The organism is Mucilaginibacter sp. SMC90 (genome assembly GCF_022811725.1).
GTDB lineage: Bacteria > Bacteroidota > Bacteroidia > Sphingobacteriales > Sphingobacteriaceae > Mucilaginibacter.
Genome location: NZ_CP094527.1, coordinates 4,913,776 through 4,926,604, shown reverse-complemented (window position 1 = coordinate 4,926,604; position 12,829 = coordinate 4,913,776). Strand labels below are relative to the sequence as shown.

The window sequence follows — 12,829 nt, the reverse complement described above, 5'->3', positions numbered from 1 at the left end:
ATGCTTAAAAAGTTAAAGCTAAGGCGAAGCCATGCCCTGATTTTCGGGGGGATCACCATAATTGGGGTGGTGATCTGGCTTTGGCTTTTTTTTCAGGATAAGCAAAAATGGCCTGAAACATTTGGCTATGGTAAAACTGCCACCCAACAGGATATAGTCAAATGGGATATCGATGTACGGCCCGATGGCAAGGGGTTGCCGGCCGGAAGCGGTAACGCAGCAGAAGGGGCGGTAATTTACACCAATAAATGCGCCTCCTGCCACGGTGCCGACGGGAAGGAGATCAAAGGCGTTAAGCTGCCAGGGCCGCCATTGGTGGTGGGTGGCGGTAAAACCAAAACCATAGGCAACTACTGGCCTTATGCCACTACTTTATTTGATTATGTGCGAAGGGCTATGCCCTACAATGCACCTGGATCGCTTACTAACGATGAGGTGTACAGCCTTTGTGCCTGGCTGCTAAATGAAAACAAGATCACCAAAACCAATCAAATAATGAACGCCAGCACGCTTCCTAAAGTAGTGATGCCGGCGCAAAAACTTTTTATTGTTGACGACCGCAAAGGCGGCCCTGAAGTAAAATGAGTATGGAACAGCAGGATAAGCCGGTAAAAACCACCGAAAAGAAAATAAGTCGCCGTACTTTGTTGGGTGGCGCTTTGGCTACAGCTGTTTTGCCGGTAACATCGGTGTTTGGGAAGTATATACAGGTAGGGGTGCCCGCCGCACCCGACCCAACAAAACAGCCGGGTCCGCTGCCGGGAAAGGTGGGCACACGTTCGCCTTTTGAAAATCCTGTTAAAAAGCCGTCGGATATTTCGTCGCGCACACCACTGCAGGACCTGTACAGTACAATTACCCCGTCCGATCTGCATTTTGAACGGCATCATGCAGGCGTACCATCAATCAACCCAGATCAATACGAGCTGTTGATCCATGGCATGGTGGCGCGGCCTATGAGGTTTAGTCTGCATGATTTGAAGCGGTTCCCATCCGTTACGCGAACTTGTTTTATTGAATGCGCCGGCAACTTTCGTACGGGCAAAGAGGATATGAGCGCGCAGGAGATCCTCGGCCTAACAAGTCAGAGCGAGTGGACTGGGGTAATGCTCTCCACCTTGTTTCGTGAGTTAGGTATTGACCCTAAAGCTACATGGTTTTTAGCCGAAGGCGGAGATGCTGCCGTGCTTACCCGGAGTATCCCCATACGTAAAGCCTGGGATGATGCTATGATCGTATACGCGCAAAACGGTGAGGCTATCCGGCCGGAGCAGGGTTATCCTGCACGTTTACTTTTACCCGGATGGGAGGGAAACACCAATGTAAAATGGCTGAGACGGATAGAGATCTCAGACGCTCCGTATTTTACCCGCGAAGAAACGTCAAAATATACCTATCCGGTTAAAGATAAGATCAGGATGTTTAGTTTTGAGATGGATGCCAGGTCGATCATTACCTATCCGTCGTTTCCGCAAAAGGTTGAACGCGGCTGGATCGAGATCAGGGGCATAGCTTGGAGCGGCAGGGGGAAAGTGACTAATGTTGAAGTAAGCACCGATGCAGGTAAAAGCTGGAACAACGCAAGGCTACAAGGCCCGATACTGGAAAAGGCCCATACTTACTTTCGCCACTTGTGGCAATGGGATGGTTCGGAAACAGAAATACTAAGCCGTGTTACTGATGAAACAGGTTATACCCAGCCCACTCTCAAACAACTCATTGATGCCCGCGGAAAGGATATGGGTGGGTATCATATGAACCCTGTTACAGCATGGCGGATAAAACGGGATGGAAGCGTAGTTTTTAAACCTGAAAATTATAAATGATAATGGCGTTTGTACTAATCACAAGTGGTGCATAGCCTCGAAACAAATTCTGCCAGGTGCATGGCCTTTTCTGCAGAAACAGCATGAGTATTACCAATAATAAGGGTGTGCTCAACAATCTCGATCACAAAATCATCCAGCCTTATATCCATTATCACGTTACGGAAATTACGGTCGGCCCCTGAAATTGCTTTTTGGCGGTCACTTACCAGCATATAAAACGTATCGCTGAAGGCCTTGTCTTCGGCAAAGTCAAGTTCAACGGGGTGTATCAGCTCTTTGATTTTATCAACAAGGGTTTCGCGCCTGATAAGTACACGGCCAAAATCGTGTTTCAAATATGCCAACGCCCAAATATGTTGTTGGGTGTTAATGGTTTTACCATGATCGGCATGTTTGGGTATTGCATCGGTTAAAAGTATATAGCTGTCGTTATTTTTATTTTTTACGGCATATGAGCCTGCTACGCTCACCTCGCTGTAATTTTTAAATATGCTGAACTGCTCTAAATGAAAATCGATATGCCCGGTTTGCTCTACTCTGAACCTTTGCATCAGGTTTGTAAGTACAGCAGGTATCTCAGTTGCCGGTGTGATGATTTGCGCGGTATCAAATGATGATGACACTTTTATAAAGTTTGGTATTAAAGATTAATACAATAATAACTTTTTAGCAACAAAAATCAAAAAACTGTTAATAACGATAGGGCTTCATTTTACCGCATGAGCAAACACAATTAGCGTCGCTAACCCCCAGTTTCTTCAGAAAAAACTGGTAAAAGCCAATCCTGTCGTTCATGTTGTACATGTTTTCGCCTTTGTTACATTCAACTTCGCCATTTACGATATTAATGGTCATGCCAAAGCCCGGGGTGCGGCCTGCTGCTTTATCTTCGGCATTGGGTTGCCATTTGCCAGTCATTACATCATGTGCCGATGGTTTATGGGTTTGCGGTGTCATCCAAAAATATATGGCGGTTTTAAAGGCAATTACCGGGTCAGTTTCTACTAACTCGGGGCTTTGGAGCAATATTTTATCGTCGCCCAAAATGCAATCCGAAGCGTAACCATAATTGCCATTGTAACTGAGCTGCATTGGTCCGCGGCCGTAGTATTTTTTACCGGCAACCGGTGGGTATTCGTCGCTTTCGGCAACATAGGGCAGGCTGGTATTGCTTTCATGAATCAGCATCAGCCCGTCGGTATAAGATGCATTCATGCCGTGACGGGTTTCGTGGGCAATGTGCGCAAAAAAAGCAGCAAGCTCTTTTTTATTCACGTCGGCACTATATTCTGTGCAAAAATCGCCGTAGTCAATGGTATATGTACTGTCGGGTTTAGCTTTGGCCCATTCTTCGTTCCAATCAACATCCTGGCGTACCACGGTACTTTTACCGGTTTTTTTATCTGTGCGCTCCAGTTGGTAAACAGATGTTGCCCGTCGTGTTACTTTTACCGTGATCATGCCCAGCTCATCGGCAGCTTTAATGAAGGCGGCGTAAGTATAAAACTTGTCGCGCTGCGGAAAAAGGTCATTAAATTGTTTTTCGCTCAGTAAACTGGCCATACTCACTTTGGCAGGGGCGGCTGTAGCTTTTTGAGCAGGCGCTTTTGTGCTGCTATTGCCGCCGCAGCTAAAACCGGTTGAGAGCAGGATTACAAGTGAAAGGCAAAGAAGCTTAGATGATAATATGATTGATTTCATGGATTTAACACTAAGTATATTAGATGATGTTATTAATGCAAGTTTAAGCTAACATTTTAAAAATTACACTTCATTAGCAAAAAATATGCTAAATGCTTTAAAATACAAATTTTAAGATGATAGCTTTGGAATAACACCAATCGTGAAAAAAAGATTTTGTGTGCCGGATTTAATTTGCTGACGGACAGCACATGTTTTTTGTGTAACCAAATTGTTGTGATTTATTATTAAATTAAGTATGAAAATATATACTAAAACGGGCGACAAGGGGTTTACTTCATTAATTGGTGGTACCCGCGTGCCCAAGCACCATATCCGGATTGAAAGTTATGGAACCGTTGATGAACTTAACTCGTATATTGGGTTAATTCGCGATCAGGATATTGACGCACATGATAAGGAGGTATTGAAGCAGATACAGGACAGATTGTTTACAATTGGATCATCACTTGCAGCCGACCCCGAGCGGTCACGTATGGTTATTCCCGACTTGCACATAAGCGATGTGGAAGCATTGGAAACAGAAATGGACACTATGAATGAAAGTTTACCGCCGCTCAAACATTTTATTTTGCCCGGTGGAAGTAATGTAATTTCATTTTGCCATATTGCAAGATGTGTTTGCCGCCGCGCCGAAAGGATAACTGTTCAGCTTGCCGAAGAGAGTACAGTTGACGAAAAAGTGAATATTTATCTGAACAGGTTGAGCGATTACCTGTTCACTTTGGCCCGCAAAATTGCAAACGTTAATAAAGTAACTGAAAATCAGTGGATACCACGGGTTTAAAAAATTGAAAAAAAATATTGATATTCAAATTGAAAATGTTATACTTTTGCGAAAAAGTAAATTTTACTGATAATTATAAATATAAATAAAAACGATGTATTGGACACTTGAACTGGCATCGCACCTGGAAGATGCACCATGGCCCGCAACAAAAGATGAATTAATTGATTATGCTATCCGTTCAGGCGCTCCTGTTGAGGTTATTGAAAACCTTCAGGCACTTGAAGACGATGGTGAACCGTACGAAAATATTGAAGAGATCTGGCCGGATTATCCGACTAAAGACGACTTCTTCTTTAACGAAGACGAGTATTAAACACGATAATGAAACCCTTAGCAATAAGGGTTTTTTTATTGACCACTACTTTTTGGAATGATTTTAGTATAGGTGACTTCACATTTACTTAACTAAAACATTACAACATGAGAGGTTTATTGTACATTATTGCTGTTATCCTTGTGATAGGATGGGCTATAGGATTTTTTGCATACTCTGCACCTGGTTTAATTCACGTATTATTAGTTATAGCCATTATAGCGTTGCTTTTAGGCGTGATCAGGAGGGCTTAAAGAATTTAACCTTGTATCGCAAATCAAAAAAGCCGCAACTCTTATAGTTGTGGCTTTTTGCTTAAGAGGAGTTCGGCAATGGCAATATCTTCGGGGAAGGTTATTTTAATATTGCTGTGATCGCCTTCGGTGAGTTTTATTTCGGCACCATATTGCTCAACAACACTGGCATCATCTGTAAATTTGGTATCAAACGGCTGTTCATAAGCCTTCCTTAGCAGGGAGGCTTTAAACGTTTGTGGTGTTTGCACCAGGTAAATCTCGTCCCTGATGAGGCTTACTGATTTGCCTCCTTTTACCTGACGTATCGAATCACGGCTTTTAACGGCTACTACGGCTGTTCCATATTCGGCGGCGCACCGGTAGGCTTCGTCGATAATATCAGGCGAAATAAGCGGTCGTACGGCGTCCTGTACAGCAATTAGGGCTTCTGTGTCAGTGATCAGGTTAAGTCCGTTCTTAACCGAATGGAACCGGGTTTCGCCTCCGGTAACCAGTTGGTGAGGGATGGTGAAAGAATGTTCCTGTATTAACTGCTGCCAGTAAACGTGATAAGCTGCAGGTAAAACTAATATGATGCCAGGCCTGGCTTGTGCTTGTTGAAAAGCGGCAATAGTGTGCATTAGCACAGGTTTGCCGTTAAGTAATAAAAATTGTTTTGGCAGGCTTGATTGCATCCGGCTGCCCGAACCACCTGCTACTATGATGACGTAGTTGGGGAGATTAGTGGTTAGAGATTGGAGATTAGCGGGCATTTATTTTTTACTGAAAATTAAAGACTTTACAACTATGTCATTGCGAGCGGTAGCGCGGCAGTTGCATGCTATACAGAGTAAGGCAACGAGCCACACGTGCGATTGCCACGTCGCTTCCCTGCACAAGTCCTTTCGGCTCCTCGCAATGACATAGCTTTTAATGTCCCATCAGAGTCTCTCGCAGAGGAGCCGGAAGGGATATGAAATGTTTATTTTAACGTCCCATCAGGGTCTCTCGCAGCGGACCCTGAGGTATGTACCATGCATATCCGTTGTTCTAAATATCCTGTTAGATGTTTAAAACGATATGAGAACCTCAGGGTCCTCTGCGAGAGACCCTGAGCGGACATGAACGTTCATTTTACAAACAGGCTAATGATCAAAACTACTACAAAAAAAATGAGATATGAAACCATGGTCCCATATCTCAAATCTCATATCTTAAATCTAAAAAGATTAGATGATCAGCATCGCGTCGCCGTAGCTGTAAAAGCGGTATTTTTCTTTCACTGCTATTTCGTATGCGTTCATTACGTTTTCATAACCGCCAAAGGCCGCAATCATCATCAACAGTGTTGATTCTGGTGTATGGAAGTTGGTGATCATTGAGTTGGCAATACTAAAATCGTACGGAGGGAAGATGAACTTGCTTGTCCAATCGTTAGCTGCTTTCAACGTTTTGTTTGCAGACACGGCCGATTCGATGGTACGCATTGAAGTGGTACCCACAGCACAAATGCGTGATTTACGCTCAATGCCGCGGTTTACAATATCAGCTTGTCTTTGCTCAATAATGAACTGTTCTGAATCCATTTTGTGCTTGGTTAAATCTTCAACCTCAACCGGGCGGAAGGTACCTAAACCAACGTGCAGCGTTACTTCGGCAAAATCAACGCCTTTTAATTCAAGGCGTTTCATTAGCTCGCGGCTAAAGTGTAAGCCGGCAGTAGGGGCAGCAACAGCACCTTCGTGTTTAGCGAAAATGGTTTGGTAACGCTCTTTGTCTTCGGCAGTGGCTTTACGTTTAATGTATTTAGGCAACGGTGTTTCGCCTAAGATTTCAACGTTGCGACGGAATTCTTCGTCGGTACCGTCAAACAAAAAGCGAATGGTACGGCCACGTGAGGTAGTGTTGTCAACAACTTCGGCAATCAGCAAATCGTCGTCGCCAAAATATAATTTATTACCTACGCGTATTTTACGGGCCGGATCAACCAGTACATCCCATAAACGCAGTTCTTTATTCAGTTCGCGCAGCAAAAATACTTCGATAGTAGCACCGGTTTTTTCTTTGTTGCCATATAAACGGGCAGGGAAAACTTTAGTGTTATTAAGGATCATTACATCCTTGTCCTGAAAGTAATCCAGCACGTCTTTAAATATTTTATGCTCAATTTTGCCCGAATCTTTGTGTAAAACCATTAAACGTGATTCATCGCGGGTGGCAGAGGGTGTATGGGCGATAAGGGATTCAGGTAAGTTGAATTTAAATTGAGATAATTTCATGCTTGTTTTTATGAATTTTCAAGGGCGCAAATGTACGAATTTTTTTGTTAATTTAACAGATTTTTTTAAGAAGAAGTTTAATTACACTACCGTTATATTAATTGAAAAATACTGTAACTTAAATCATATGCTGTTGTCTAAAAAAATATTGACAGGCGGTTTAACGTATCAGTAATAAAAACGCCCGTTATATTACCATTACCTCCACGCTTTAACCGTGCAATTAGGATTGATTAACAAGTAATACCAAAATAAGTTATATGCTTTTTTTAAAACTTTTAAGGGAAAGTTTTTTGTTTGCCGGCGATGCCCTGCGCCAGAACAAGACACGTACGTTGCTGTCATTGCTTGGGGTAACCATTGGTATATTCACTATTATAGCTGTACAATCGGCTGTTGATACTTTGCGTAATAATTTGCAAAACAGTGTTAATAAGCTGGGTAATAACAGTATATATGTGCAAAAGTGGCCATGGGTAGGCGGCAGCGATTTTCCGTGGTGGAAGTACCTGCAAAGGCCCGAATCTGATCTGCGTGATTTTAATGAGCTTACGCGCCGAATCACCACTGCCGAAGCATTATCTTACGAAATTAATATTGACAACCGCACTATAAAGTATAAAAGCAACACGGTTGAAGGTGCACAGGTTGACGCTGCATCGCAGGATCATGACAAAACCTGGAACTTTGATTTTGAAAGCGGTAGGTATTTCACCGAAATGGAATCAAAAACCGGCGCCCCTATAACCAATATAGGTTATGACATAGCTCAAAATTTATTCCCCGACGGCGATGCAATTGGCAAGCAGATCAAAGTGATGGGGCGATATGTTACCGTTGTAGGTGTGTTTTCAAAACAGGGTAAAGATATGCTGGGGATATCGACAGATAAAGAGGTGTTGCTTCCCATGAATTTTGCACGCAATTTAATTGATATTCAAAGCTCAAAATATAACCCTTCAATTATTGTACGGGGTAAAAAAGGTATCCCTACAGATGACGTGGAGAGCGAGATCAAAGGCCTGATGCGTTCTATCAGGAGGTTGAGGCCAGGAGCCGACGATAATTTTTCATTGAACCGCACAACCATGATCACCCAGCAGCTCGACGATCTTTTTAAAGTTGTTAATATTGCCGGTGCCATTATTGGTGGGTTTTCAATTCTAGTTGGTGGCTTTGGTATTGCCAATATCATGTTCGTATCGGTAAAGGAACGTACCAACATTATCGGTATACAAAAATCATTAGGTGCTAAAAACTATTTCATATTATTGCAGTTCTTAATTGAATCGGTATTGCTCTGTTTTGTTGGCGGGATCATCGGGTTGTTTTTTGTGTATCTTGGTACGTTTGCAGTAAAGGCTGCGTTGGATGTACAGGTGATACTTGACGCAGCTAATGTTACAAGGGGCTTAAGCTATTCAATTATAATAGGGGTAATAGCCGGTATCATCCCCGCATATTCGGCCTCAAGGCTGGATCCGGTTGAAGCTATCCGCACAAACTAATTGTAATATGAAAATAATTAAAGGATTTTGTTTTTTAGCGGTAATAGCCGCCACTGCCTGCAATCAACCGGCAAAACAGCAGGAAGCTGCCAAAGCAGACACAACGGCTGCTGCTAAACCAGCTGAAGCGCAAGTTGCCGATACTGCCAATACAAGCGATGTTTTTACGGCTTATATCGCTTTAAAAGATGAATTTATTAAATCGGATACCGAAGGTGTTAAAACTGCTGCTAAAGCATTGGAAGCTAAACTTTCGGGAATCAAAGGTTGCAGTGAAACTGCTGCTGTTGCAAATCAAATAAGCAGCGCTAAGGATATCAAAGCGCAGCGCAGTGCTTTCCTGGTTTTAAGTAAAGATGTTATTGCTTTGGTAAAAGGGGCTAAATTTAAATCGGCACCAATTTATGTTGATTTTTGCCCTATGGCCGATGAAGGTAAAGGTGGTTATTGGCTGTCATCTACCAAACCAATTGTAAATCCGTATTTTCCCGAACATATGAAAGAGTGCGGCATGGTGAAGGAACAGATTAACTAAGACCGCTGATCCTTTTTGATTACGCTGATTTCGTTGATGATATTTTAAAGCGATAGGTGATTCCTGTCGCTTTTTTATTTTGAACCCTGATTTTTATGATTTTAGGATTTCGTGATATTTAAAGCGATAGGGAATGCTTATTGCCTCGCAGCCCGTAGACAAAGTCTACGGATATCCTATTTAAGCGTGTAAAGCTGGAGTTACAAACTCCATGCAGAGTTGATTCGAAGTCAGAGACTTTGAATAGCTGCGATAGTAGTGAAATTCGATATTCAAAATTCAAAATTCAAAAATAAAAAATCCGAAATCGAAAATCCGAAATCCGAACTCAAGCCGATTGCCTGATATACTTGGCCAGTTTGCTGTACAGTATTTCCGGAACAAAAGGTTTAGTCAGATAGTCGACCATGCCGGCCGCCAATGCCTTTTGATAAGTTTCGGGCATAGCATCTGCCGTGAGTGCTATGATTGGCAGGTCGGGCTGTACCTGTTTGATTACTGCGGTTGCTTCAAAGCCGTCCATAACGGGCATTTGCAGGTCCATTATAATCAGGTCATACGAGTTGTGGTTAACAAGGTCGACAGCTATTTGCCCGTTTAATGCTTCCTGAACGCGTGCATTCCAGCGTTTTAAAAATTTGCCGGCTATCATCAAGTTCATTTTATTGTCGTCCACCACTAAGATATTCATACCCTGCAGGTTATTAACTGTGTTATTTACCAGGACGGTAGCCGGTTTTGAAGTGGGGATTTCCGGCGCGATACCAAAGTTTATGGTAAAGGTAAAAGTGGTGCCTTTACCCAGTTCGCTGAGTACGGCAATGGTGCTGTTATGTAGTTCAACCAGCCTTTTAGTAATAGCAAGGCCTAAACCGGTGCCGCCGTAATCATTATTGATCACCTGCTGGTCCTGCATGAAAGGATCAAAAACGATGTTAAAGCTTTCGGGAGCAATACCGATGCCTGTGTCGGTAACTGCAAATTTGATACTAACCGAGTTTGAGGTTAAAGCATCTTTATCAAGCCGGATAATAACCTTACCAGTATGCGTAAATTTGATAGCATTGCCGATTAAGTTATTAAGTACCTGGCTCAGCCGCATGGCGTCGCCTATTAAATCTTCCGGGATATCGTCATCTGTTATTACCTCAAGTATCAGTTGCTTTTCAATAGCCCGGGGGGCAAAAGACTGCTTTATTTTATGGATAAGGTGATGAATGTTGAATCTGGACTTGTTTAGCTCCAGTTTCCCGGCTTCGATCTTGTTATAATCTAAGATATCATTAATGATAGCCAGCAGGTTTTCGCCCGAAAATTTAAGCGTATTGAGGTATTCTATCTGTTCGGGACGCGGGTTTTCGTCAAGCAGCAGGTTGGTTGTGCCAATAACTGCGTTCATTGGCGTACGGATCTCATGGCTCATGATGGATAGAAAATCCGACTTGAACTTTGACGATTTTTCGGCCATTTCTTTCGCCCAGATCAGGTCCAGGCGTGCTTTTTCCTGATCGGTAATATCTTCGCCAATGCTGGTAGTTTCCTTTATATCGCCATTTTCATTATAAAAAACGGTGTTTTGCCAGCTAATGGTGCGCTGTTCGCCGTTACGGCAAATAATGGGGTTTATATAGTGCGGTAAAATAGTTTTGTTGGCAAACCATCCCTTTAAAAAGTCCTTCAGATCTTCAGGTATAAAGTTATCCATCCAGTTCATGCCTATCAGCTCGTGCTGTTTATAACCAATAAGCTTGGCCAAATAGTTATTACAAAAGGTTATCAGCCCATTTCCGTCAACCGTAATGGCCACCATGTTGATTTTTTCAAGTACCGATTTGTATTTGTTTTCGGCGCTTCTATAGTCAAGCTCGGCCTGTTTACGCGCTGTTATATCCTGCAGTGTGCCAATGATTTTGCGTACGCTGCCATCTTCATTGTACAAACGTTTCCCGGCTATGATACTCAGATATTTTAAATTACCCTGAGGAGTTATTACACGATATTCGTGTGATGAATCCATGGTGTTGGCATCACTTTGCAACAGTTTCCTGATGATAAGCTTATCATTTGGATGAACATACTTAAGCAGCAGGTTTACGAATGTTTTCCGGTATAACGAAGTGTCATCGCCAAGCTCGTAGATATTGTTTAGCTCGTCCGACCAGCTTAGGTTGCCCGTAACAACATCATATTTCCAGTTGCCGATTTTAGCAATGGCCTGGGCCTCCATAAGCTCAAGCTGGCTTAACTTTACTGCTTTATCGGCCAGGCGGGCTTCGGTAATATCCTGAATAATACCAAAAGTACGCTTACTTGAACCTGTACCTGATTTTAATGCCTTTTCGCCCCTTTGTATCCGGATATATTTTAGGTGCCCAGCCGGCGTAATGAATTTATGCTCAATTTTGTTTTGTGTTGTGGTACGGATAGATGCAAGATATTCAAAAACATATTGTCTGTCGTCGGGATGTACCAGGCTTATGTAATATTGAAAGCGGTTCATACCGGCGGGGATATTTTCAATCCCGAGCAAGCCATTCAGATTGGCCGACCAAAAGGTTTCCTTGCTTTCATGATCATACCACCAGTTTCCAATTTTTGCAATGTTTTGGGCTTCCAGCAATAACCCTTCATTTTCTTTCAGGGCCTGTTCATATTTCTTTTGTTCTGTTATATCAATTACGGAAGCCGAAATTCGGCCTGTATAGCCTGTTGTAATATCAAAGATGGGGGTAAAATTGGCTGTAAATGAATGCCCGCTATCGTAATCAGATAAAAACTCTATAGATATCGGTTTGTGGGTTTCTATAACATAATTTAAGGCCTTATCATATTTTTCGGCCTTTTGCGGCCCCACAACAAGATCAAGTGTTTTTCCAACTGCTATCCGTGGGTCAACAGCACGTTCGGTTATTTCATTAAACCAAACGTTGATACAGGTTTTGGTTTCATCAAATTCAAAAATAATGTCATTAAGTGAGTTGATCAATGCATTAAGATGGTTTTGGCTTTCACGTAGCTTTGCATCATTAACCATAAGGCTTTGGTTAAGCCTCATCACACTCTCAACAGCGCTGTTGAGCTGGTACTGGTAAGCCATAACTACCAAAAACGAAACATAGGCTATTAATGTAAAAAACAGGATAAGTACCATTAGCACAGCAGGCGAAATAGCAAGCCGGGGTGCTGTAAAATAGGCTATTACGATAACTGCAAGGTTAGCCTGGCTGATAATTATAAATTCCCTGCGTTTTTTGCAAAATAAGGTCAGGGCAATAAAAATAGTTATAGCGCTAAACAGATACACATGTTGAAATTCGTTTTTGCTGAGTAAAATGCAGTTGTTTACAATCAGGAAGGATGATATTGTAGCAACGATGCCCGCTTTATAAAAAGTTTTGTTGTTTATGAAAGAAAAAAACAAGGCAAGGGCACAAAAAAAACAGTTTATACCTCTTAACCAAAAAGGATCATAAGAATTGTTGGAGCAAAGATAATGTAATGAGGGGCTTGCAATAAATAAACCTATAAGTAAGAGCCGGTAAACGGTAGCTTCGTTTTGGATCATTACCAATGAGTTACCTTTTAGCGACATGGTTGGCAGTAATTTTTTAATCAATTATTAACGTGTATAAGCAAAA

12 protein-coding genes are annotated in these 12,829 nt (G+C 42.3%); 7 read left to right on the top strand and 5 right to left on the bottom strand.

Annotation, left to right across the window (positions count from 1 at the left end; genetic code table 11):
• Positions 1-585 (top strand): c-type cytochrome, encoded by a 585-nt coding sequence (locus MTO98_RS20650; RefSeq protein ID WP_243480881.1) that lies wholly within the window; start codon positions 1-3, stop codon positions 583-585.
• Positions 582-1,826 (top strand): sulfite dehydrogenase, encoded by a 1,245-nt coding sequence (soxC, locus tag MTO98_RS20645; RefSeq protein ID WP_243480880.1) that lies wholly within the window; start codon positions 582-584, stop codon positions 1,824-1,826. The genes MTO98_RS20650 and soxC overlap by 4 nt, the downstream gene beginning before the upstream one ends.
• A 14-nt stretch (positions 1,827-1,840) precedes the next feature.
• Here soxC and MTO98_RS20640 read toward each other — a convergent pair whose 3' ends face one another.
• Positions 1,841-2,452 carry a hypothetical protein gene (locus MTO98_RS20640; protein ID WP_243480879.1) on the bottom strand — a complete coding sequence of 204 codons (612 nt, stop codon included), beginning with the start codon at positions 2,450-2,452 and terminating at the stop codon, positions 1,841-1,843.
• A 67-nt stretch (positions 2,453-2,519) separates the two neighbouring features.
• On the bottom strand, positions 2,520-3,530 hold the full coding sequence (locus MTO98_RS20635) for a chitinase (protein ID WP_243480878.1): 1,011 nt from the start codon (positions 3,528-3,530) through the stop codon (positions 2,520-2,522).
• Positions 3,531-3,768: 238 nt separating this feature from the next.
• On the opposite strand from MTO98_RS20635, the gene MTO98_RS20630 reads away from it, so the two are divergent.
• From MTO98_RS20630 to MTO98_RS20620, 3 genes are all read left to right on the top strand, one after another.
• The gene (locus MTO98_RS20630; protein WP_243480877.1) at positions 3,769-4,317 is read left to right on the top strand and encodes a cob(I)yrinic acid a,c-diamide adenosyltransferase; all 549 of its coding nucleotides are present in this window, start codon (positions 3,769-3,771) and stop codon (positions 4,315-4,317) included.
• A 94-nt stretch (positions 4,318-4,411) separates the two neighbouring features.
• Positions 4,412-4,633 carry a DUF2795 domain-containing protein gene (locus tag MTO98_RS20625; protein WP_002996718.1) on the top strand — a complete coding sequence of 74 codons (222 nt, stop codon included), beginning with the start codon at positions 4,412-4,414 and terminating at the stop codon, positions 4,631-4,633.
• Positions 4,634-4,740: 107 nt separating this feature from the next.
• The gene (locus MTO98_RS20620) at positions 4,741-4,887 is read left to right on the top strand and encodes a lmo0937 family membrane protein (protein WP_114940263.1); all 147 of its coding nucleotides are present in this window, start codon (positions 4,741-4,743) and stop codon (positions 4,885-4,887) included.
• A 41-nt stretch (positions 4,888-4,928) separates the two neighbouring features.
• Here MTO98_RS20620 and MTO98_RS20615 read toward each other — a convergent pair whose 3' ends face one another.
• Positions 4,929-5,642, bottom strand: a complete 714-nt coding sequence (locus MTO98_RS20615; protein WP_243480876.1) for a 2-C-methyl-D-erythritol 4-phosphate cytidylyltransferase — start codon at positions 5,640-5,642, stop codon at positions 4,929-4,931.
• A gap of 456 nt (positions 5,643-6,098) precedes the next feature.
• Positions 6,099-7,148, bottom strand: a complete 1,050-nt coding sequence (gene queA, locus MTO98_RS20610; protein ID WP_243480875.1) for a tRNA preQ1(34) S-adenosylmethionine ribosyltransferase-isomerase QueA — start codon at positions 7,146-7,148, stop codon at positions 6,099-6,101.
• Positions 7,149-7,408: 260 nt separating this feature from the next.
• Here queA and MTO98_RS20605 point away from each other — a divergent pair, with 260 nt between their 5' ends.
• Positions 7,409-8,656 (top strand): ABC transporter permease, encoded by a 1,248-nt coding sequence (locus MTO98_RS20605; protein WP_243480874.1) that lies wholly within the window; start codon positions 7,409-7,411, stop codon positions 8,654-8,656.
• Positions 8,657-8,663: 7 nt separating this feature from the next.
• On the top strand, positions 8,664-9,191 hold the full coding sequence (locus MTO98_RS20600) for a DUF3347 domain-containing protein (protein WP_243480873.1): 528 nt from the start codon (positions 8,664-8,666) through the stop codon (positions 9,189-9,191).
• A gap of 328 nt (positions 9,192-9,519) precedes the next feature.
• Here the strand turns inward: MTO98_RS20600 and MTO98_RS20595 are convergent, their stop codons facing one another.
• Positions 9,520-12,807, bottom strand: a complete 3,288-nt coding sequence (locus tag MTO98_RS20595; protein ID WP_243480872.1) for a PAS domain-containing hybrid sensor histidine kinase/response regulator — start codon at positions 12,805-12,807, stop codon at positions 9,520-9,522.
• Between the last annotated feature and the right edge of the window lie 22 nt (positions 12,808-12,829).

Coding starts and splice junctions, on each gene's coding strand:
- MTO98_RS20630 (WP_243480877.1), top strand. CDS start 3,769: ATGAAAATATATACTAAAACGGGCGACAAGGGGTTTACTTCATTAATT.
- MTO98_RS20650 (WP_243480881.1), top strand. CDS start 1: ATGCTTAAAAAGTTAAAGCTAAGGCGAAGCCATGCCCTGATTTTCGGG.
- MTO98_RS20625 (WP_002996718.1), top strand. CDS start 4,412: ATGTATTGGACACTTGAACTGGCATCGCACCTGGAAGATGCACCATGG.
- MTO98_RS20600 (WP_243480873.1), top strand. CDS start 8,664: ATGAAAATAATTAAAGGATTTTGTTTTTTAGCGGTAATAGCCGCCACT.
- MTO98_RS20615 (WP_243480876.1), bottom strand. CDS start 5,642: ATGCCCGCTAATCTCCAATCTCTAACCACTAATCTCCCCAACTACGTC.
- MTO98_RS20635 (WP_243480878.1), bottom strand. CDS start 3,530: ATGAAATCAATCATATTATCATCTAAGCTTCTTTGCCTTTCACTTGTA.
- MTO98_RS20620 (WP_114940263.1), top strand. CDS start 4,741: ATGAGAGGTTTATTGTACATTATTGCTGTTATCCTTGTGATAGGATGG.
- soxC (WP_243480880.1), top strand. CDS start 582: ATGAGTATGGAACAGCAGGATAAGCCGGTAAAAACCACCGAAAAGAAA.
- queA (WP_243480875.1), bottom strand. CDS start 7,148: ATGAAATTATCTCAATTTAAATTCAACTTACCTGAATCCCTTATCGCC.
- MTO98_RS20605 (WP_243480874.1), top strand. CDS start 7,409: ATGCTTTTTTTAAAACTTTTAAGGGAAAGTTTTTTGTTTGCCGGCGAT.